General features: G+C 70.4%; 19 protein-coding genes. 10 read left to right on the top strand and 9 right to left on the bottom strand.

The annotated features are described in order from the left end of the window. Positions 1 to 369 precede the first annotated feature (369 nt). From FHS23_RS03645 to trmB, 4 genes are all read left to right on the top strand, one after another. Positions 370 to 1,320, top strand: a complete 951-nt coding sequence (locus FHS23_RS03645) for an ABC transporter ATP-binding protein (protein ID WP_183647710.1) — start codon at positions 370 to 372, stop codon at positions 1,318 to 1,320. A gap of 47 nt (positions 1,321 to 1,367) precedes the next feature. Continuing rightward, complete coding sequence (locus tag FHS23_RS03640; protein WP_183647706.1) at positions 1,368 to 2,129, top strand: hypothetical protein; 762 nt, start codon at positions 1,368 to 1,370, stop codon at positions 2,127 to 2,129. A 550-nt stretch (positions 2,130 to 2,679) separates the two neighbouring features. Beyond that, a complete protein-coding gene (locus FHS23_RS03635) occupies positions 2,680 to 3,174 on the top strand; it encodes a hypothetical protein (protein WP_183650779.1) in 495 nt (164 codons plus the stop codon). A 22-nt stretch (positions 3,175 to 3,196) separates the two neighbouring features. Next, a complete protein-coding gene (trmB, locus tag FHS23_RS03630) occupies positions 3,197 to 3,892 on the top strand; it encodes a tRNA (guanosine(46)-N7)-methyltransferase TrmB (RefSeq protein ID WP_183647703.1) in 696 nt (231 codons plus the stop codon). A gap of 356 nt (positions 3,893 to 4,248) precedes the next feature. Here trmB and FHS23_RS03625 read toward each other — a convergent pair whose 3' ends face one another. Beyond that, positions 4,249 to 6,465, bottom strand: a complete 2,217-nt coding sequence (locus FHS23_RS03625; protein ID WP_183647701.1) for an FtsX-like permease family protein — start codon at positions 6,463 to 6,465, stop codon at positions 4,249 to 4,251. After that, the gene (locus FHS23_RS03620) at positions 6,462 to 7,199 is read right to left on the bottom strand and encodes an ABC transporter ATP-binding protein (RefSeq protein ID WP_183647699.1); all 738 of its coding nucleotides are present in this window, start codon (positions 7,197 to 7,199) and stop codon (positions 6,462 to 6,464) included. Before FHS23_RS03620 ends, FHS23_RS03625 begins: the two co-directional genes overlap by 4 nt. Before the next feature lie 145 nt (positions 7,200 to 7,344). Between FHS23_RS03620 and FHS23_RS23670 the strand changes: the two genes are divergently transcribed. The 3 genes from FHS23_RS23670 to FHS23_RS03605 all read left to right on the top strand — a co-directional run bounded on the left by FHS23_RS23670 (position 7,345) and on the right by FHS23_RS03605 (position 11,200). Continuing rightward, a complete protein-coding gene (locus tag FHS23_RS23670; protein WP_183647695.1) occupies positions 7,345 to 9,153 on the top strand; it encodes a histidine kinase in 1,809 nt (602 codons plus the stop codon). Further along, positions 9,150 to 9,809, top strand: a complete 660-nt coding sequence (locus FHS23_RS03610) for a response regulator (RefSeq protein ID WP_183647692.1) — start codon at positions 9,150 to 9,152, stop codon at positions 9,807 to 9,809. Before FHS23_RS23670 ends, FHS23_RS03610 begins: the two co-directional genes overlap by 4 nt. 80 nt (positions 9,810 to 9,889) lie before the next feature. Continuing rightward, positions 9,890 to 11,200, top strand: coding sequence for an amidohydrolase family protein (locus FHS23_RS03605; RefSeq protein ID WP_183647689.1), 1,311 nt, complete (start codon positions 9,890 to 9,892; stop codon positions 11,198 to 11,200). Positions 11,201 to 11,322: 122 nt separating this feature from the next. Here the strand turns inward: FHS23_RS03605 and FHS23_RS03600 are convergent, their stop codons facing one another. Genes FHS23_RS03600 through FHS23_RS03590 form a run of 3 tightly spaced genes read right to left on the bottom strand, consistent with a single transcriptional unit; the run spans position 11,323 to position 13,309 of the window. Next, positions 11,323 to 12,024, bottom strand: a complete 702-nt coding sequence (locus tag FHS23_RS03600) for a hypothetical protein (protein WP_183647675.1) — start codon at positions 12,022 to 12,024, stop codon at positions 11,323 to 11,325. Then, complete coding sequence (locus FHS23_RS03595; RefSeq protein WP_183647672.1) at positions 12,021 to 12,953, bottom strand: ABC transporter ATP-binding protein; 933 nt, start codon at positions 12,951 to 12,953, stop codon at positions 12,021 to 12,023. The genes FHS23_RS03600 and FHS23_RS03595 overlap by 4 nt, the downstream gene beginning before the upstream one ends. Then, positions 12,950 to 13,309: a GntR family transcriptional regulator gene (locus FHS23_RS03590; protein ID WP_183647669.1), complete on the bottom strand. Its 360-nt coding sequence runs from the start codon at positions 13,307 to 13,309 to the stop codon at positions 12,950 to 12,952. The genes FHS23_RS03595 and FHS23_RS03590 overlap by 4 nt, the downstream gene beginning before the upstream one ends. Before the next feature lie 174 nt (positions 13,310 to 13,483). Here FHS23_RS03590 and FHS23_RS03585 point away from each other — a divergent pair, with 174 nt between their 5' ends. Next, positions 13,484 to 14,197 carry a YwaF family protein gene (locus tag FHS23_RS03585; RefSeq protein WP_343053615.1) on the top strand — a complete coding sequence of 238 codons (714 nt, stop codon included), beginning with the start codon at positions 13,484 to 13,486 and terminating at the stop codon, positions 14,195 to 14,197. 75 nt (positions 14,198 to 14,272) lie between these two features. Here FHS23_RS03585 and FHS23_RS03580 read toward each other — a convergent pair whose 3' ends face one another. Continuing rightward, positions 14,273 to 14,965 carry an SDR family oxidoreductase gene (locus FHS23_RS03580; protein WP_183647666.1) on the bottom strand — a complete coding sequence of 231 codons (693 nt, stop codon included), beginning with the start codon at positions 14,963 to 14,965 and terminating at the stop codon, positions 14,273 to 14,275. A gap of 69 nt (positions 14,966 to 15,034) precedes the next feature. Here FHS23_RS03580 and FHS23_RS03575 point away from each other — a divergent pair, with 69 nt between their 5' ends. Continuing rightward, complete coding sequence (locus tag FHS23_RS03575; protein ID WP_183647663.1) at positions 15,035 to 15,781, top strand: alpha/beta fold hydrolase; 747 nt, start codon at positions 15,035 to 15,037, stop codon at positions 15,779 to 15,781. A 193-nt stretch (positions 15,782 to 15,974) separates the two neighbouring features. Here FHS23_RS03575 and FHS23_RS03570 read toward each other — a convergent pair whose 3' ends face one another. Next, positions 15,975 to 18,038 (bottom strand): alkaline phosphatase PhoX, encoded by a 2,064-nt coding sequence (locus FHS23_RS03570; protein ID WP_183647660.1) that lies wholly within the window; start codon positions 18,036 to 18,038, stop codon positions 15,975 to 15,977. 107 nt (positions 18,039 to 18,145) lie between these two features. After that, positions 18,146 to 19,357 (bottom strand): MFS transporter, encoded by a 1,212-nt coding sequence (locus FHS23_RS03565; RefSeq protein WP_183647656.1) that lies wholly within the window; start codon positions 19,355 to 19,357, stop codon positions 18,146 to 18,148. A 274-nt stretch (positions 19,358 to 19,631) separates the two neighbouring features. Here FHS23_RS03565 and FHS23_RS03560 point away from each other — a divergent pair, with 274 nt between their 5' ends. Next, positions 19,632 to 20,273 carry an HAD family hydrolase gene (locus FHS23_RS03560; protein WP_183647653.1) on the top strand — a complete coding sequence of 214 codons (642 nt, stop codon included), beginning with the start codon at positions 19,632 to 19,634 and terminating at the stop codon, positions 20,271 to 20,273. A gap of 86 nt (positions 20,274 to 20,359) precedes the next feature. Here the strand turns inward: FHS23_RS03560 and FHS23_RS03555 are convergent, their stop codons facing one another. Beyond that, entirely contained in the window at positions 20,360 to 21,448 is a 1,089-nt protein-coding gene (locus FHS23_RS03555; RefSeq protein ID WP_183647650.1) for an inositol-3-phosphate synthase, read from the bottom strand. Positions 21,449 to 21,457: the final 9 nt, after the last annotated feature.

Below are 21,457 nucleotides of genomic sequence, written 5' to 3'. Positions count from 1 at the left end.
ATCGCGACACCGCATCCCCGGGGCAAGCGGTGCTCGGTTCAGGGGGAACTCAGGGTTGTCACCGATCGCGCACGGGGACGTCCGTCCGCGAAGCTGTGAGCATCGGCGAGAACCTGGATCGACCCGACTGCCGACCGCCGCGTACGACCACGGGCCAACGCGATTTCGGTCTACAGGATGACGCGGGAGCGGTCGGGTAACCGGAAAGATGAAGCGCACCACAGGCGATGAATCCAGGCGACATCGCCGCACCGGGGACGACAACGACGTTCGACGGCCACCGCGGTGACCGGGGGACCTGCCGGGGCGGGCCCTCGAATCCGAAGCGACCACACCGAGGGCCGTCGCACGCCGCCACAGGAGGACACCATGATCGAGGCGCAGAGCCTCACCAAGAGGTACGGCGACAAACTCGCCGTCGACGACCTGTCGTTCACCGTCGAAACCGGACGCGTGACCGGATTCCTCGGGCCGAACGGCGCCGGCAAGTCGACGACGATGCGGATGATGCTCGGACTCGACAATCCGACCGGCGGCGTCGTCACCATCGGGGGTAAGCGCTACTCCGAGCTGCACCATCCACTGCGGACGGTCGGCGCACTGCTCGAAGCGCGGTGGGTGCACCCCAACCGCAGCGCCCGCGCACACCTGGCGTGGATGGCGAAGTCGAACAAGATCTCGCCGAAGCGCGTCGACGAGGTGCTCGACATCGTCGGCCTTTCCGAGGTCGCGAACAAACGCGCGGGCGGGTTCTCGCTGGGAATGTCGCAGCGGCTCGGCATCGCGGGCGCACTACTGGGCGACCCGGAGGTACTGCTCTTCGACGAGCCGGTCAACGGCCTCGACCCCGAAGGCATCCTCTGGATCCGCAAGTTCATGCAGCGCCTCGCCGACGAGGGCCGCACCGTGTTCGTCTCCAGCCACCTGCTCTCGGAGATGGCGCTGACGGCCACGAACCTCGTCGTCATCGGCAAGGGCAAGCTGATCTCGCAGAGCACCACCGAGGAGTTCGTCGCGCGCGCCACCGACAGCACGGTCAAGGTCCGCAGCCCGCACCTCGACCGACTGCGTCCCGCGCTCGACCGCGTCGGCGCGACCGTGACGCCCACCGACGACGGACTGCTCGTCGCAGGCGTCGCGGGCGAGAAGATCGGCGAGCTGGCGATGGAGAACCAGGCCACGCTGCACGAGCTCGCCCCGCAGCAGGGCTCGCTGGAGCAGGCGTTCATGCAGATCACGGGCGACTCGGTCGAGTACCACGCCGACCTCGAGACCGAATCCGCCGAACAGCCCGCCGGTCACGCGGCCGTCACGAACTGACGGCGGCGGCCCACCGACCGCGCCACGAACCAACAGGGGACACCGACATGACTCTTCTCGCAGTCGAACGCATCAAACTACTCAGTACCCGCTCACCGTGGTGGTGCGCCCTCACGGCGCTGCTGCTCACCGGCGGTTTCACAGCGCTGGTCGTGAGCCAGAGCAATGCCCAGTTCCCGGCCACCGTGTCGGCCACGCAGTACGCCTACAGCTTCGGCATGGCCGTGATCATGGTGCTGGCGACACTCGCAGTCACCACCGAGTACCGGTTCGGCACCATCCGCACCACGTTCCAGGCGGTACCCAACCGCGCCGCGGCGCTCGCAGCCAAGGCGACCGTCATCGCACTGGTCGCACTGGTCATCGGCGAGATCATGGCCTTCCTGTCGTGGGGCCTTGCCACCCTGATCCAGCCGGAAGCCGACCTGGCGCTCAACAGCACCGCCGACTGGATCAACGTCGCGGGTGTCGGGCCCGCATGCGCGCTGGCGGCCGTCGTCGCGATGGCGGTCGGCATCCTCGTGCGGCACAGCGCGGGCGCCATCTCGCTCGTGCTGATCTACTTCCTCGCCGCGGAGAACCTGGTCACGCTGATCCCGGGGGTCGGCGCCGACATCTTCAAGTGGCTGCCGTTCAACGTGCTGCACAAGTTCGTCACCGGAAACGGCGAGTCGGCGAACGGCGCGGCGTACGGGCAGCCGCTGTCGACGTCGACGTTGAGCCCGTGGTGGGCACTGGCCTACTTCGCCGCGTTCGCCGTGGTGCTGCTGGCCATCTCGATCGCCACCGCGCGCAAGCGCGACGCATGACCCCGCGGGCGCCCTCGGGGGAGGGCGCCCGCGACGGGAAGGACCGCCCGCCCGCGAATGGGACCACCGCGGGGCGCGGGTGGGCGGAATCCCACAGAGGGGGAGCAATGGGCCCGGGCCGCGTTTCGGGGGCGGCCCGGGCCTGTTCGCGTGTCCGGCCCTGGAACGCCGGTGGACGTTGGACTGCGACATTCGAGTGGGCCGCACTTCGTTTCCGGCGGAGTTTGAGGACCGCCCGCCTGCGAAACCCGGTGTGACTACCCCCACGGAGGACGCGCGACGGCGGCTGTTGGGGGATGCTGGACACCAGCCCGTCAGGACTCTACGGAGGTGATCCTTGACGGTGTCCGATACTCAACAGGAGTTCCAGGCCCCGCACCCGGACGGTGACGCACGCGAGGGTGTTCGGGTGAGCGGCGTCCGGATGAGCGGCAGTACCGGAGACGGCGTCTCGGGTGGCCACGCCTCGGGTGACGGCCCGCCGGGCGGCGGTGCCGTCGGCGACGGTGCGTCCAGCAGCGCCGACGACCCCTCGCTCAACCTCGAGCCGATGGCCGGCCTGGAATGGTCACACGCCATCGAGTTGCCCCTCGTGACCGGCGACGCGGCGAGCCCGGCCGACCTGCGCGTGGCGTGGGTCCACCGCGCACCCCTCAGCCACGTGCTGGCCCTCTACCGCGCTGCGGGCAGGTCGGGCGAGCGCGTGCCGTCACCGTGGTGGCTGCGCGCACTGTCGGACGGAAAGCTCGAATCGCGCGACGCCGGGTTCCGCATCGAGAACCGCGTGCACAAGCTGCTCAGCCGCCGCCCCGGATGGGAATTCGTGCCGTGGGCCGACGACGGCGAATCCGGCTTCTGGGAGTTCCTGCCGTCCGAAGGAACCGGCGACCACCGGCGCATGCCGACGACGATCGTCAACACGTCCCGCCACACCGGGTGGATCGACATGTTCCCCGCGCACGAGTCCGTCTCGCCCGAGCCGGTGGCGATCGGCGGACTCGCCGCACTGCGGGCTCGGCTGGGGGAGATCGAAGCGGTCCGCTGAGCCGCGGCTATCGTCGGCGTCCGTGGAGAGCGAAGGACAACCCCGCCTGCGCAGCGTCGTCAGCTACGTCAAGCGCGGCGGGCGGATGACGGTCGGCCAGCAGCGCGCGTGGGACACCCGGTGGCCCGAGCTGGGCCGGGCGGTGTCCGAACTCGAACCCGGGCCGATCGGCTTCGACGCGTGGTTCGGCAGGGCCGCACCCGTCGTGCTGGAGATCGGTTCCGGCATGGGCGAGGCGACGGCGCAGCTCGCGGCGGCCGCACCCGAGGTCAACTACGTGGCCATCGAGGTCTACGAGGCCGGCCTGGGCCAGCTGATGCTGCGCGCCGACAAGCTCGATGTGACGAACCTGCGCCTGCTGCACGGCGACACGGTGCCGTTGCTGCGCGACCACGTCGAACCGGGCTCGCTGGCGGGCGTGCGCATCTTCTTCCCGGACCCGTGGCCGAAGAAGCGCCACCACAAGCGGCGTCTCGTGCAGCCCGCGTTCGTCGAGCTCGTCGCGTCCCGGCTGGCCCGAGGGGGCACGCTGCACCTCGCGACGGACTGGCAGGACTACGCCGACCAGATGCTCGAGGTGTGTTCGGCGGAGACGTCGCTGGTCAACCGGTTCGACGGCTGGGCCCCGCGCCCCGAATGGCGTCCTGTGACGAAGTTCGAACAGCGCGCCGAGGAGGAGGGCCGCGTCTCCCGCGACCTGATCTTCGAGAAGCGTTGACGGCTTGGGCCCCGGACCGCAATGGCGGGCGGTCCGCGGCGTGGGGTCGACCCCCGGCAGCCACAACACGGTCCCCGGCAGCCACAACACGGCCCCCCGAAAGCGCAACACGGCCCCCGGGAAGCGCAACCGGGCGTAGCGCGTCGTCGGGGCAGCGGTCGGGCACAACACGGCGGGGCGTCCCCCGATGAACGCCCCGCCGTGTTTCCCCCTGCTTCCCCGTTCCCCGTTCCCCCGTTCCCTCGTTCCCCGTTCCCTCGTTCCCTCGTTCCCCGTTCCCCTCGTTCCCCGTTCCCCTCGTTCCCCCGTTCTCCCCGTCCCCGTTCTCGAGGCCGGCGCCTGTGGCCCCGGGTCGACTATTCGTCGGCCAGGGGTTCCGCCTGCACGCGGCGCAGGGCCGGGCTGCACACCGACGACGCGATCAGCGCGACCCCGATTCCCAGCACCACCGGTGCAGCGAGCCACGGGGTGAGAACCTCCGAACCGTCGTCGACCACGGCGAACAGCCCGATCCCGACGAGCGTTCCGGCGACACCTGCGCCGACGGTCGCGACGAGCGCGGGCAGCGCCGCCTCCGCGCGCAGTGCCCTGGCGAGCACCCGCACCGGCGTGCCGGCCGCCATGAGTGCGCCGAACGTGCGCCGCCGGTCGAGCACCGATCCCGCGGTGCTGATGGCCGCGCTGCATCCGCCGAGCAGCGCCGCCGCGAGCAGGCCGATCACCGTGATGCGTTGCAGGTCGGCGATCTGTGACGACTGTCCGTCGAGGCGCGCGTCCCTGCTCTGCACCGGCAGGCCGCCGGCCGCGGACACCAGTGCCGTGCGCACGACGTCGACGTTCTCCGGCGTGGACGGCACCACGACCGAGCCGCCGCTCGGCGTGAAGCCGTCCGGCAGCACCCGCGGGTCGATGACCGCTTCGGGTGCGTACTCGGACGTCGTCGTCATCGGCCGTACCGGCACGTCGGCGTCCAACGGGATGCCGGGGTCGCCGTGCTCGCTCGCGATCGTGAGCTTCTCCTGCGACACGTCCGGATAGGGGGTGTACACGCCCGGCTCGCCCTCACACGCACCCTTCATGTCGACGGTCAGCAGGCTCTCGGCGGACGCGCAGTCGACGACCCTGGTGTACGCGTGACCGTCGCCGAGGAAGGCGTCGCCGACGGTCACCGCCCGCTCGTCCAGGCCGTAGCGCGCCAGCGCGTCATTGGTGCCGGCGGCGATCCGTTGCAGCGAGTCGTAGTCGGCCTCGACATACAGCGCGCCTTCGGCGTACCTGTGCGGCGCGCCTGCCTGCCCTTCGGCGCTCGACAGCACCGTCAACGCCATCGTGCCGGTGAACACGGCCAGCACCACGCCTGCGGTCGCGCGGTAGGCGCCGCGCGGGTCGTCGCGCAGCCTGCGTCCCGCCAGCAGCCCCGACGGCTTGCGCCAACGCCGCACGAACATCCCGCCGATCACGGCCGTGAACCACGGGCCCGCGAGCGTCAACGACGCGATGACCGCCATCATCGCGGCCAGCAGAAGTGTGGCTTCGAGCTGGCTCTCGGCCGTCGCCACGAGGTAGGCGAACAACACACCCGACACCGGCAGCGGCACCAGGCGCCACCAGTGCAGCGGCTTGGGCGTGTGGCCACCCGCTGCGCCGAGCGGGGCCGACAGCACCCGCCGCAGCCCGAAGGCCGCGGCGAGCACGACCAGCAGCGGCGTCGCGACGACGATCAACGCGGACGGCACCACGCCGAGCACGAAGTCCGAGGCCTGCCAGGTGCCGCCGCCCCAGGGCACGGTGGTGGCAGCCTGCCGCAACAGTGGGCTCACCGCCCAGCCGAGCAGCGCACCCCCCGCCGCGGCGATCGCCGTCTCGGCCGTGACCATCGCGATCACCTGCCGCGGCGTCGCACCCGCCAGCCGGAACGCGGCGAGCCTGCGTTCCCTGCGCGCCGCGATCAGCCGAGCCGCCGACGCCACGAGCACCATGCTCGGCACCGTCAGCACCACCACGCCGACGCCCGCGAGCAGTCCCAGCAATACGTCGGCGCCCTGCCCCGCGGGGTTGAACCCGTCCTGCGGCGACGCGGCCTCGGGCATGTCCCCGGGCGCGTGGCCGACCAACGCGACCAGCTGTTCCGGATACTCCAGTGCGTCCTGGCCGAGCACACCCGCAGCCTCGCCGAACCGTTCGCCGAGCTGCGAGCCCGGCGTGTGGTCCACGGCGTCGGCCAGCGCGGGCGACAGCAGTGCCTCGCCGGGGGCGGGCAGCCGGTCGATACCGGGCGGCAGGTCGACGTTCGCGGGGTCCGCCAGCGCGGCGACGTCAACCCGCCGGATCTGGCTGCCGTCCGGTGCGACGTCCTCGCTCGCGACGAACTCCAGCGACGCCCCGTCCTCCGACGGGGTACCGAACTGTTGCCACGCGGCCCGGTCGGCGCGAGCCTCGGTGGCCCCCGGCAGCGACACGAGCAACAGCAGCAGCGCGGTCGCCACGGCCACCCCGACGGCGATGAGCATCGCCGAGACACGGGTGCGGCCATCGGTGCGCAGCACCCGGAGTGCGAGTTGGAAGCCGTTCACGCCGGCACCCCCGCGGTCGCACGCGTGTCGGCGTCGATCCGGCCGTCGCGGAGGCTGACGGTGCGCGGCAGCGACGTGGCCAGGTCGCGGTCGTGTGTCACGACCACCACCGCGGCGCCCGACTCGGCCGCCGCGGCCAGCAGTGCCTGCATGGTGTCGCCACCGGTGCGGGTGTCGAGCGCCCCTGTCGGTTCGTCGGCGAAGATCACGCTCGGCCGGTGCACGAGCGCCCGCGCGATCGCCACCCGCTGCGCCTGCCCGCCGGACAGCTCACCCGGCCGGTTGCGTTCCTTACCCTTGAGCCCGAGGTGTTCGAGCCACCGCCGCGCGCCCGCCAGCGCCTCCCTGCGACCCTCGCCGGCCAACAGCGTCGGCAGCGCGGCGTTCTCCTCCGCCGACAGCTCACCGACGAGCATTCCCGACTGGAACACGAAACCGAACTCGGTGCGCCGCAACTCGCTGCGCTTGGTCTCGCCGAGCGAGTCGATGCGCCTGCCGCCGAGCGTCACCCGGCCGTCGTCGGCGGGCAGGATTCCCGCCAGCACGTGCAGCAACGTCGACTTGCCGGACCCGGACGGCCCGACGATCGCCATCGCCTCACCCGGCGTGATGTCGATGTCCACTCCGGACAACGCGTACTGCGTGCCGTACCGCTTGCTGAGGCCTCGGCCGCTCAGCGCGGGCCGCGCCGGAACCGGCGTCGAGGGTCCTTGTCCTGTGATCCGTGTCGTCATGGCCCTGCAGCCTGGCGGCAACCGGCGGTCGGCCACTTCGGACGGAAGGCCGGAACCGGGCGGCGCGGCATCGGCCGATCGGCCGACCCACGGCGAGCCGTCCGGCCGGGCCGCGCCCACCACCGGCTCGACTACGGTCGGTGCCGTGTCCGAGACGTACCCGCTCCGCGACCGTGTCACCCGGCTGCTGCGCCGGGTCGACCCGGCAGACATGGTGTTGCTGGCCGCGGTGTTCGGCGACCTCGCCGTCATGCTCCCTGCGGCCGTCGACGGCTGGGGTACGCCGCTGGTCGACCTGATTCCGCTGCCGGGGATCCTGTTGTTGTCGGCATGCGCCGTGCACGGCAAGTCCAGACCAGTGTTCGCGGGCTGGGCAGGCGCGTGCGTGCTGGGTGCGAACTCGCTGCTGATCTCCTACTCCGGCGCACCCACCTTCTCGACGTTGCTGCCGGAGACGTCGTTCGCCGAGTCCGTCGCGGGCCTGCTGCTCGTGTACTACTGCGCACGGTCGGCACCCGCCGCGACCGCGACCGTGACGATCGGCGCGCTCGTCGCGTCCGAGCTGGCGAGCACGATCGTCCGCGAGGCCGGTATGCACATCCTGCAACTGGCCGGCATCGGGTTGGCGCTGCTGCTCGTGGCGGTCGTTCCAGGAGCCCGCGCCCGCCAGGGGATCGGCGACGGCGCACTGGGCACCCTGCTCCGGCAACAGTGGCTGCTCGTCGGCGTGCTCGCCCTGGCGGTGTTCCTCGACGCGTCGATCGTGCTCAGTGGGCCGGGCCGTGACGTCGTGATGCTCCTGCCCGCGGCGGTCGCCGTGCTGCTGGTGTTGCGCGGCGTCAACCGGCCGTTCCGCCACGCGTTCGGGCTGGCCGCGGTCATCGCGGTGACCACGGTGCTGGCACTGTTGACCCGCGCCGAGCGGTACGTAGCGCTGGGCGGTCTGCCCGTGGCCGTCACCGCCTCGGGGATGGTCGTCACGGCGCTGCTCGTCCGGCTCGAACCGACACGACGTGCCGTCATCGCGATCGCGACGCTCACCGCCACCGTGGCCGTCGGAACGACCGTGCAGGTCGTGTTGCTGCTGCAGCCGGTCGGCATGTTCGACCGCCGGTTCGGGATGGTGCAGAGCCTGGCCATCGCCGCGACGCTGTTGCTGGGCATGAGCATCGCGATCGGCCTGTTCCTGCGAGCCCGCGACTCCGAACGCAAGACCACCGTCGAAGCCGCGGTCACCGAGGCACAGACCGCCGAACGGATGGCACTGGCCCGTGAACTGCACGACGTCGTCGCGCACCACGTGACGGGCATCGTCGTGCAGGCGCAGGCGGTGCGGATCGTCGCCGAGCAGAACCCGCACGTCGTGGCCGATTCACTGGGCCAGATCGAGAACGCGGGCACCGAGGCGCTGGCGGCGATGCGACGTCTCGTGCGCAGCATGCGCGGGGAGGCCGGCGACGCCGGCGCAGGCACGGGGGAGCAGTCCGGACCCGGCGAACAGGCAACCACCGACCTCGACTCCGACCTGCGGAAACTCGCCACATCGGCGGTGCACGGCGTGCCGGTGCAGCTCGATGTGGACGTGCCGCCGGGACTGCCGCAGGAGGTGGCCCGCTCGGCGCTGCGCATCGTGCAGGAGGCGCTCACCAACGTCAGCAAACACGCGTCGGGAGCGGCCGCGGCGTGGGTGACCGTGCGCGGCGGGAACGGCGACCCCGAGTCCGGTGACGGGCGCGACCAACTGCACATCCGGGTGGCCGACGACGGCGGACCCGGCGATCCGGGACCGCTGGCCGCGGTCGGCGGCTACGGTCTCGTGGGCATGCGCGAGCGGGTCGAACTGCTCGGAGGCACGCTCACCGCAGGCCGGCCCCGCGACCGGGACGGCGAACGCGACGACGGCTGGGTCGTCGAAGCGTGGCTGCCGTTGCAGGGAGAAGAGGAGTCCCAATGATCCGGGTACTGATCGCCGACGACCAGGACATGGTGCGCACCGGCTTCCGCATGATCGTGGACGCGTCCGACGACATGGAGGTCGTCGCCGATGTCGCCGACGGGATCGACGCCGTCGGCAAGGCACGCGAGCTGCGGCCCGACGTGTGCCTGCTCGACATCCGCATGCCCGGCATGGACGGCCTCGAGGTCACGCGGCAGCTGGCGGGGCCGAACGTCGCCGATCCGCTGAAGGTCGTCGTCGTGACCACGTTCGACCTCGACGAGTACGTCCACAGCGCGCTCACCGGCGGGGCGTCGGGGTTCCTGCTCAAGGACGCCGGTCCCGCGCTGCTACTGGAGGCGATCCGCGCGGCCGCGCGCGGCGACGCGCTGGTGTCGCCGCAGATCACGGTGCGGCTGTTGCAGCACTTCGCCGACGCCCCCGCCGAGGACGCGCCGACGGTGGAGGAGCCCACCGAGCCGTTGACGACGCGGGAACTCGACGTCGTGCGCGCGGCGGCACGCGGGTCCACGAACACGGAGATCGGCGAGGAGCTGTTCCTGTCGCTGTCGACGGTGAAGACCCACCTCGCCGCGGTGCAGAACAAGATCGGCGCGCGGAACCGGGTCGAGATCGCCGCGTGGGCGTGGCGCAACGGCGTCGTCACCGGCTGACCGGCCGGCGCTCGACCGTCGGGCGGATAACCGGGCACACGTACCCGGGTGGCGGGACCGTCGCTCGATAGGGTGGGCGCATGGTCCACCGTCTGACCGCGCCCGTGGTGCTGCCCGCCGATCCGGGGTGTTCCGTCGTTCGAGACGGCGCCGTCGACATCGACGCCCGCGGCCGTATCGCCTACTGCGGGCCCGCGAGCGAAGCACCGGCAGCCGCCACGACCACGACCGCGAAGCCGGGGATCCTGCTGCCCGGGCTGGTCAACACGCACGCCCACAGCCCGATGGTGTTGCTCCGCGGCATGGGCGGGGACCTGCCTCTGCTGCGCTGGCTCCGCGAGGTCATCTGGCCCACCGAGGCGAAACTCCGGCCCGCCGACGTCCACGCGGGCATGGTGCTCGGGTCGGTGGAGATGCTGCGCCGCGGCGTCACGACCAGTGCGGAGATGTACTTCCACGCCGAGCAGATGGCCGACGCCGTGCTCACCACGGGGGCGCGCGGCATCATCGGCGGTCCGATCATCGACCTGCCGGGACTCGACTGGCGCTCACTGCTTGCCGATGCCACGAAGTGGATCGACGCCGACGGCCTGCGCTTCGGCCCGGGGGACCGCATCGAGTTGTCCTACGCGGGCCACTCGGCGTACATGCTGCCGCCGGAGGCGCTCGGTGCGATCGCCGACGAAGCGGCCACCCGCGACGCGCTCGTGCAGATCCACGTCGCCGAGGCCGCGGACGAGGACGCCGCCCAGCGCGCCGAGCACGGTTCGGTGCCGAAGCTGCTGGACGACGTCGGCCTGCTGAGCGGGAGGCTCATCGCGGCACACGCCGTGCATCTGTCCGATGAGGACATAGCGTTGCTCGCGTCCCGCGGCACCGGCGTCGCCCACTGTCCCGGTTCCAACGCCAAGCTCGCCTCGGGCATCGCCCGGCTGACCGACCTCCGCGCCGCCGACATCCACATCGGACTCGGCACCGACGGCCCCTCCAGCAACGACGACCTCGACCTGTGGGAGGAGGTCCAGCTGTCGGCGATGCTCGCGCGCCTCGCCGAAGGGGACGCCACCGCCCTCACGGCGTCGGCGGCGCTGCTGCTGGCCACCCGCGGCGGAGCCGAGGCCCTCGGCCGCGACGACATCGGCGCGCTCGAACCGGGCCGCTGGGCGGACGTCGTGCACGTCGACATCGACGACCCGGCGTTCGCCACGGGCCTCGACGTGCCCGACCAGCAGCTCCTCGGCAACCTCGTGTGGGCCGCGGGGTCCCGCCGGGTGCAGGACGTGTGGGTCGCGGGCGAGCAGGTCGTCGCCGACGGCGAATCGTCCCGTGTGGACCGCGGCCGGGCGCAGGCGAACGTCGCCGCCGCGGCACAGCGTCTCCGCAGCACGTGAGAAGGCCCTCGACGGTAGTCTGCGCCGGTCCCGGCATCCCCCGATGACCGGAACCGGCGCAGATCCCCCTTCTTCTCCCCGTTACCGGAACGGCACGTGGGCCCGCTGAGTCACCGGGCCGGTCACGGAACCGCGCGACGGCTGGTCGCGTAGGTCGCCACCGCCAGCACCGCGGCGATCAACGCCGGATAGGCGGCGAACAGCAACAGCGTCGGCGTCTCGGCGAAGAAGTCGAAGACCTGCTGCCACCAGTCCTGCCAGCCGATCAGCGCCAAGAGCCCGACGAGCGCCGCACCGATCGACAGCGCCAGCACCCACACGCCCGGCTGTCCCCAACGCTGGTAGACGATGCCCGTCCACAGCCCCGCGAAGGACAGCAGCAGGAACGGCCCCGTGTAGACGAGGATCTGCGTCACGACGTTGCTCTGCTCCAGGAACGGCAGGTCGAACATCGCGAGGTCGAGTCCCCAGCCACCGGTGGCGCCCTCGAGCAAGGACATCACCCAGATGACCACGCCGTACAACAGCGCCTGGCCGACGACGACGAGTCCCGCCGAGGCCACGAAGTCGCGCCGCGTGATGCTCAGGCCGAGCGCGAACGGGAACATCTGCGTCATCGTCTGGACGTGCGTCACCAGCGTGACGATGTAGATCGAGACCAACGCGCCCGTCACGGGGGACTCGCCCGGCGACTCGGGAGCCTGGATCGCCATGAAGATGACGATGTTCGCCGCCAGAACGCAGGCGAGCACCAGCAACGGCAGACCGAGCACCATGCGTGCGTTCACCAGCTGGATGCGTGCGACTTTCACGAGCTGTGTCATGACCGGTCCCCCTTGCCAGTACCAGTGCCAGTGCCGTTACCAAGGCCGTTACCGGTGCCCGCGCCCGCGAGCGCGGCGTCGTGGAACTGTGTGGTCCGGACGACGAGCTGCTGCAGCGACACCGGTTCGACCTGCAGGCTCGCCGTCTCGCGTTCGCTGGGAACGCCGGCGACCAGCACGCGGGTGAAGCCGCCGAGGTCCTCGCGGTGCAGTACGTCGTGGCCGTCGGAGAACTGTTCGACCGCCTTCGTCGGACCGCTGACGGTCACCGCCTGACTGCGCAGGTTCTCGGACGAGTCGTCCATGACGATCCGGCCGCGGTCGATCACCGTGACGTGCTCGATGATGTCGGCGACCTCGTCGATCAGGTGGGTCGAGAGCACGATCGTGCGCGGGTGTTCGGTGTAGTCGGCGATCAGGTGGTCGTAGAACGCCTGGCGGGCCACGGCGTCCAGTCCGAGGTACGGCTCGTCGAACAACGTCACCGGCGCACGCGCCGCGAGGCCGATGATGACGCCGACGGCCGAGAGCTGCCCCCGCGACAGTTTCCTCACCCGCTGCTTGAGCGGCAGCCGGAACTCGTCGACCAGCCGGTCGGCGAAGTCCTGGTCCCAGTTCGGGAAGACCAACGCCGCCGCCTCGAGCGCGTGCCGGGCGATGAAGATGTCCGGATAGCGCTGCGATTCCTTGATGAAGCACACCCGGTGCAGCACGTCGGCGTTCTCGTACGGGTTCTCCCCGAACACGCGGATCCGGCCCGACGTCGGGACTTCCTGTCCCGTGAGCATTCGCATCACCGTGCTCTTGCCCGCTCCGTTGCGGCCGAGCAGGCCGTGGATGCGGTTCTCGTGCAGATCGAAGGAGACGTCGTCGACAGCCCTGGTGTCGCCGTAGCGTTTCGTCACCCCCTGCAGACTCACCACGCTCATTGTTCGTCCCTCCAGGCGTCGATCATCTTCTTCACGTCCTCGGCGTCCATTTCGAGTCGTTTCGCCTCGGCGAGCAGTGGAGCGATGTAGGACCGGCCGAATGCCTCCTGCCTGCGTTCGACCAGCTTTTCCCTTGCTCCTGCCTGCACGAACATTCCGACTCCCCGTTTCTTGTAGAGCAGGCCATCGGCCACGAGCTGGTTGATGCCGTTCGCCGCGGTGGCCGGGTTGATCCGGTGGAACGTGGCGAGCTCGTTCGTGGACGGCGCCCTGCTCTCCTCCGGCAGGGACCCGTCGATGATCGAGTCCTCGATCTGTTCCGCGATCTGCTGGAACAACGGCCGCGCGTCGTCCATCACGACCGCCTCCCCCTGAACCACATCGGTTCATTAGTCATGTAGGTAACCATGACACCAGCGCGGTCGGGTGTCAACTCGACGCGGAGCGGAAGGAGCCCGGGGAGAGAGGGATGAGGAGCGGAACGGGTCGACACCGGGCCACAGGCGACATCCGCCGTTAGAGTCCGTGCTGTGGAACCGGTGGTCACAGCCGCGGCGGAGTTCTCCCCGGACGGGTCGTCGCACTGGCTGGCCGTGGGCATCTTCGCGGTCGGCGCACCGCTGGTCGTCCACCTCGGCCGAAAACAGCGGACCACGGGCCGGGCGCAACGCTTCAGCCGGGTCTTCGCCGTGACGATCGTCCTCGTCAGCGCGGCGGACCTGTTGTACGAGGCGGTCCCTCCGACCCTCGAACGCTCGGTGCCGTTGCACCTGTCCGACCTCGTACCGCTGGTCGCCGCCTACGCCCTGTACTTCCGGCGCGCGTGGGCTCACGCCCTCGCCTACTACTGGGGCGTGGCGCTGAGTACCCAGGCGTTGATCTCACCGGCCCTGACCGGGCCGGACTTCCCGCACGCCAACTACCTGCTGTTCTGGGGGAGCCACCTGCTGGCCGTGCTGGCCGCGATCTACCTCACCTGGGGACTGGGGATGCGCGTCGACTGGCGCAGCTACCGGCTCGCGGTCGCCGTGACGGTGGGATGGGCGGCCGCGACCATGACCTTCAACGCCGTCGCCGGAACCAACTACGGCTTCCTCAACGGCAAGTCGGACACGGCCTCGATACTGGACGTGCTCGGCCCGTGGCCCTGGTACCTCCTGCCCGTCGCCGCGCTGTTGCTCGCGGTGTGGGCACTGATGACCTGGCCGTGGACACGGCTCCGCGATCGCGACCACGTCACGTGACGCGCCGCCGGGCCGGGCCCGCTCGCCACGGAACGGCCCGGCCGTGACGCGGACGCCACCGGTGCGGGCACGGGCCTACCGGTGGGGTCGGGGGCGGACGGTGATGTCGGTCAGGTGGGCGTCCGGGCCCGCCAGGACGGCCGCGGACACCGCATCGGCGACCGACTCCGGGCGCAGAAACTTCTCCGGCCGGTACTCGCCGCCCTCACCCGCGACGACGGCCTGCTGCATCTCGGTGTCCGTCCGCCCGGGGTACACCGACGTCACCCGCAGGCCGTGCGGCTCCTCCTCGGCACGCAGCACGTCCGCGAACGCGCGAACGCCGAACTTGCTCGCCGCGTACGGTCCCCATCCCTCGCGAGCGGACAGCCCCTGCCCGGAGTTGATCACTACGACGTGGCCGTGGGCGCGGCGCAGCGCGGGCAGCAGCAGCCGGGTCAGCTCGGCCACCGCGACGACGTTGACCTCGAAGTTGGCGCGCCACGATTCGGCCGGCGAATCCGCCACGTCACCGAGCCGGGCGACACCCGCGGAGTGGACGAGCACGTCGAGGTTGTCGATCCGCGCGGCGGCGTCGGCGACGGCCGCCTCGTCGGACAGGTCGACGGGCCAGGGCTGAGCATCGGGCAGTTCGGCCGCGAGTGCGGAGAGTGCGGTGGCATCCCTGCCGCCGAGCAGCACGCGGTGGGTGTCGGCGAGACCGCGGGCGACGGCCGCGCCGATGCCGCGGGAGGATCCGGTGACGAGTGCGAGCGGGCGATCGGTCATGACGGCCACGGTAGTGCGCATGTGCCAGGCTTGGGCCACGAGATCAACGACGATCGAGGAGGACACGGCATGCGGAAGGTCGGCAGCGGCGAGCACATCGTCATCGCACTGCACGGATGGTTCGGCTCCAGCGGGGCGTGGACGGCGTTCGAACCCCACCTCGACCGCGAACGGTTCACCTACGTCTTCCACGACTACCGCGGCTACGGCGATCGCCGCGGCGAGTCCGGTGACTACAGCATCGCGGAAGCGGCGGCCGATGTGCTGGCACTGGCCGACGAGCTCGGCGCGGAGCGCTTCTCGCTGATCGGGCACTCGATGGGTGGCAGCGTGATGCAGTACGTCTACGCCGAGGCGCCCGAACGCGTCCGCGCGATGGTCGGCATCTCACCCGTTCCCGCGAGCGGCGTACCGCTCGACGAGCAGAGCAGGAAACTGTTCGCGGGCGCCGCGGATGCGCCCGACAACCGGCGGGCGATCGTCGACTTCACCACCGGCAGCCGGCTCACCGGCACGTGGCTCGACGCGATCGTGCGGCACTCGCTCGAGGCCGCCGACCGCGACGCCGTCGCCGCCTACTTCGAAGCCTGGAGCGGCACCGACTTCCACGACCGCATCGCGGGCAGCGAGGCGGCGATCAAGGTGATCGCGGGCGAACACGACCCGGCGCTCGGCCCCGACACGATGAAGGCGACGTTCGCCGAGTGGTACCCGAACGCGGACATCGAAGAGCTCGCGAACGCGGGCCACTACGGCATCGACGAGACCCCGGTCGCCCTGGCCACGTCCGTGGAACGCTTCCTCGCCGAGGCGTAACGCCGCGCAGGCAGCAGAGTGCCCCAAGGGCACCTTGGGACACTCCGCCCGTCGCCCACCACCCACACGTTCGTGTCGAACATGCCGAGTAGTCGCATGCCAAGTTGGCCGTTGCGACCGCCTCGGATGGGCGGAGGTGGGAGACGGGCGGGCGTGCCCTGGGGGCGAAACCGCGTCACCCGATCGAGAGGGGTCAGGCTCCGATGCGGCCGCCGTCGGACTTGCGGACCGCGACGATCGCCGGCCGGGCGTGGCCGCCGTCGGGCCAGCTCGAACCGGGCTCGCCGCCCTCGCCCGGGTGCTGCACCGCGACGAGCACGATGTCGTCGCGCACCACGGGACCGCACGTCTCGGCGCCCACCGGAACGGTGAGGAACTGCTTCACCTCACCGCGGTTCGGGCCCGTGACCGGCACGGAGAACAGCCCGTCGTTCGAGCCGAGCGCGTTGCCGTCGGTGGAGATCCACAGGTTGCCGTAGCCGTCGAAAGCCACGTTGTCCGGACACGAGATCGGGCTGACCTGGCTCTTGTCGAACCCGCCGAAGTACGTGTCGGCCGCCGACGGGTCGCCGCACACGAGCAGCAGCCGCCACACGAACGTCGTCTCGGTGCCGTCCTCGTCCCACTCGAGCACGTGGCCGTTCTTGTTGCCGTTACGCGGGTTCGGCTCGTCGGCACCCGCTTCTCCGCTCGCGCCGCGGTCGGTGTTGTTCGTCAGCGCGGCGTAGATCCGGCCGTTGACCGGGTTCGGTTCGATGTCCTCGGGACGGTCCATCTTGGTCGCACCCACCTTGTCGGCGGCGAGGCGCGTGAAGACGTAGACCTCCTCGGCGGTGAATCCGTCCACGAAGGACTCGTCACCGCTGGCCAGCGGCAACCACTCGCCGGTACCGTCGAACTCGCCGTCGGAGGGGAGCCGACCGCTGCCGTCGATCTCACTCGCCGGGCTGTTCCCGGTGAACTTGGCGACGTACAGCGTGCCCTCGTCGAGCAGCGCCATGTTGTGCCTGCGCGCGTGCGCGCTGCGGCCCGGCTTGTACCGGCCGTTGGAGACGAACTTGTAGATGTAGTCGAACCGCTCGTCGTCACCCGAGTACACGACGACCCGGCCGTCACGCGCGATCTTCACGTTGGCGGCCTCGTGCTTGAACCGACCCAGCGCGGTGTGCTTGACCGGCTTGGCGTTCGGGTCGTTCGGGTCGATCTCCACGACCCAGCCGAAACGGTGAACCTCGTTCGGCTCCTGCGAGACGTCCCAGCGCTTGTCGAACCGCTCCCACTTACGGCTGGTCTCGCCGCTGACGAGGCCGTACCGCTCCAGACGCTCGACCTCACCCGGGTCGGTGACCCGCTCACCGTGAGCGAAGTACTGGTGGAAGTTCTCCTCGCCGGACAGCACCGTGCCCCACGGTGTGACGCCGCCCGCGCAGTTGTTCTGCGTGCCGCGGACGACCGTGCCCGTCGGGTCGGCCGACGTCTTCAGCAGGTCCGAACCCGCGGCGGGGCCGCGTACCTCGAACTCGGTGTCGATCGTGATGCGGCGGTTGTACCGGCTGGGCTTGACCTCCAGCCCGCCGTCGCGGGCCCGGTCGGCCTGGACCACCGACAGTCCGTGTGCGGCCCACGCGATGCGCACCTGCTCCTCGGTCGGGTTCGCCTCGTCGTAGGTGCCTTCCGGGAACATCTCCGTCTCGGTGGTGTACTCGTGGTTGACCACCAGGAAATTGCGCTTGCCGGAGCCGTCCTGCGGGATGAGACCGACGAAGTCGTTGTTGTAACCGAACTGCTTCGCCTGCGCCGCCGCGGTCTGGTTGTTCACGTCGAACTCGGGAGCGCCCGGCAGCACCGGGTCACCCCAGCGGATGACGACCTGCTGCTCGTAGCCGTCCGGGACGGTCACCGCATCGCGCGTGTTCGGGGCGACGGGGGCGAAGTCCGTACCGGGCACGGCGCTCCCGCCCGAGCGGCCGTGACCGTTGCCGCGACCGGGGTTCGCGGCCAGCGCGGGCACCTCGGCCGCGGCCGTCCCCGACAGGGCGGCGAACCCGGCGGCCGTCGCGGCCATCACGCCACCGGCACGTAGCGCACCGCGGCGGGACACGACGCTACGCACGACGTCGCCGAAGTATTCGTTGTCGGAGGTGTTCGGGGCGGGGTGGGAACACTGATTGCCGCACCGGTATTCACACGTCACCGGCGAACGCCCGGTTCGGTGGGTAGTCAGCAGTGGGAGAAAACGCCCAGGCTCGGCGGACACGCGGCCTCCAGTCACTCGGTCAGGGGAACAGTCGCGACGTTAGGTGCCGAACTTGAGTGACTCCCATCCGCGAGGTGAACGACGGGAGAACGAGCGGACTCCCTTGTTCAGACCTCCTCACCCACCAGAGCCGCTTCCGCGGGCACCCGAGTGGAGTTCTTACCGCCGTGCGGAACGAGCAGCAAACCGGCGGCGATCGCCGACAGCACGGCCGCGGCCAGGAACGGCGCGCGGTCGAATCCGAACCACTCCGCGACATGGCCCACGAGCGTCGCTGCAACGGCACCGCCGAGCCAGCGGCAGAAGTTGTACCCGGCACTGGCGACGGGACGGGGTGCCTCGCTGACCGACATCGCCGTCCCGGTGAACAACGTGTTCAACAGTCCGGAGATCAGGCCGCTGACCAGGATCGCCACCACCAACAGCGCCTTGCTCGGCACCACCATGACCAGGAGCAGCGCGGCGTAGCCCGCGACGGCGAGTGCCGTCGCATGACGTTCGCCCAGCCGCGCGGCCAACCTCGGCGCGAGCACGACACCCGCGATCGCCACACACAGTCCCCAGCCGAAGAAGATCAATCCGATCTCGATCGCGCCCCATTCGAGCACGAACGGCGACCACGCCAGTACCGCGAAGAACCCGGCCGTGTACAGCGCCGACCCGATGGACGTGCGCAGCAGGCCGCCGTGGCCGAGTGCGCGCAGCGGGTCGAGGAGCTTCACCTGCGGCCGCGCCTGCCCCGCGTCGCTCTTCAGGAACACCGTGCACAGCACCAGTGCCGCGCCCATGAGCACCGCCGTGCCCATGAACGGGCCGCGCCACGACAGGTGCCCGAGCAGCGCTCCCAGCAGCGGCCCGACCGACAGCCCGAGTCCGAGCGCCGCCTCGTACAGCAGGATCGCGCCCGCCTGGCCACCCGCTGCCGCCCCCACGATCACCGACAGCGCCGTCGCGATGAAGAAGGCGTTGCCCAGTCCCCAGAGCGCACGCAGCCCGATCAGTTGCTCTATCGAACCCGCGGCGGCGCACAGCGCGGTGGCCAGCACGATCAGCGTCAGCCCCACGACGACGGTGCGCTTGGCGCCGAACCGCGCGCTCGCCGCACTCGTGAACAACATCGCGACCACCTGGATCGCCAGGTACGACGAGAACAGCAGTGTCGTCTGCTGCGGGGTCGCGTCGAGCCCCTCGGCGATCGACAGCAGGATCGGATCGACCAGGCCGATCCCCATGAACGCGATGACCGCGGCGAACGCGGTGATCCAGACCTGTTTCGGCTGACCCTTGACGGCCGACAGCAGCGAATGCTGCTCGCTCATCGGCGCGAACCTCCAGACACGGATGTCGATGTGTGACGACCGGTGCGTGGCGGCCGGTCGTGATGCCGGTTCGTCCTGGCGCAGTGGCGTTCGGGGCGCCGCCGCAGGCACGCGGTGGAGGTGCGACCGCGGCGGCGGAGTCCGTGGCTCGACGGTGAACCGCACTACGCGACGTTCCAATTAGCTATGCTAATCAAATTAGCTTAGGCTTGCGAAGTAAGTTCGCTCACGCGCTGGAGCGATTTCCGGGCGCCACCGCAGCTACGATCGGGGCATGCAGGCGGTTGTGTTCGACATGGACGGAGTGCTCGTCGACTCGGAGCAGCTGTGGGACGAGGTGCGGCGACAGGTCGCGGCCTCCCACGGCGGCACCTGGAACGACGAGGCCACGCGCGCGATGCAGGGGATGAGTACTCCGGAATGGGCCGAGTACCTCGTCACCGAGGTCGGCGTGCAGCTGACGCCCGACGAGGTCGCCCGTACGGTGATCGACGAGATGCGCAACCGCTACGCGGGCGCGCCACCCGTACTGCCCGGCGCGCCCGATGCCCTGGGCAAGGTCGCGGAGCGCTACCCGGTGGCGATCGCCAGCTCGTCACCGCCGGTACTCATCGAGTCGTTCCTGACCGCCACCGGCCTCGCCGACCGCGTTCCGGTCGCAGTTTCGAGCGAACAGGTCGCGAAGGGCAAACCGGCACCCGACGTGTACCTCGAAGCGGCCTCGCAACTGGGAGTCGCCGCGGAGGAGTGCGCCGCCGTCGAAGATTCGACCAGCGGGCTACAGGCCGCGCTGGCCGCGGGCATGACCGTGTACGCGGTCCCCAATCCGCACTACCCGCCGGACGAGACGGTCGTCGCCAGGACACACCACACCCTCGACGGCGTCGGCGACCTCCCCGCGGCCCTCGGCCTCTGACGGATCCACGCAGGCGCAGAACACGCGGGGCGGGGCGGGTTCCGCACCCGCCCCGCCCTGTGGCTACGTGAACAGCCGCTGCGTGCCTACTTGTCGCCCGTACCCTCGATGAACTTCTCCACCGCATCGCGGGCCGTGGAGTCGTCGTACTGCACCGGCGGCGACTTCATGAAGTACGAGGACGCCGACAGCACCGGACCACCGAAACCGCGGTCCTTGGCGATCTTCGCCGCCCGCAGCGCGTCGATGATGATGCCCGCGGAGTTGGGGGAGTCCCACACCTCGAGCTTGTACTCCATGTTCAGCGGAGCGTCGCCGAACGCGCGGCCCTCCAACCGCACGTAGGCCCACTTGCGGTCCGACAGCCACGCGACGTGGTCCGAAGGGCCGACGTGCACGTTCGACTTGCCCATGTCGCGCTCGACCTGCGATGTGACGGCCTGCGTCTTCGAGATCTTCTTCGACTCGAGACGCTCGTTCTCCTTCATGTTGAGGAAGTCCATGTTGCCGCCGACGTTCAGCTGCATGGTGCGGTCGAGCTGCACCCCACGGTCCTCGAACAGCTTCGCCAGCACGCGGTGCGTGATCGTGGCGCCGACCTGCGACTTGATGTCGTCACCGACGATCGGCACGCCGGCCTTCTCGAACTTCTCCGCCCACACCGGGTCGGAGGCGATGAACACCGGGATGGCGTTGACGAACGCGACACCCGCGTCGATGGCGGCCTGCGCGTAGAACTCGGTCGCCTCCGTCGAACCCACCGGCAGGTACGACACCAGCACGTCGACCTCGGCGGCCTTCAGCGCGGCGACGACGTCGACCGGCGCCTCGTCGGACTCCTCGATGGTCTCGCGGTAGTACTTGCCGAGCCCGTCGAGCGTGTGGCCGCGCTGCACGGCCACGCCGAGCGGCGGCACGTCACAGATCTTGATCGTGTTGTTCTCACTGGCGAGAACGGCCTCGGACAGGTCCTGGCCCACCTTCTTGGCGTCCACGTCGAACGCGGCGACGAAGTCGATGTCACTGATGTGATAGTCGCCGAACTGGACGTGCATCAAGCCGGGAACACGCGAACCCTTGTCGGCGTCGCGGTAGTAGTGCACACCCTGAACCAGCGAGGCCGCACAGTTGCCAACACCCGCGATGGCCACCCTCACGCGGCGATTCTCGCCCATGCCGGTATC

The sequence above is a fragment of the Prauserella isguenensis genome, from assembly GCF_014191605.1.
Lineage (GTDB): Bacteria > Actinomycetota > Actinomycetes > Mycobacteriales > Pseudonocardiaceae > Prauserella > Prauserella isguenensis.
Note: the sequence above shows the minus strand (reverse complement) of the source record. Positions and strands in the feature narration are given on the sequence as shown.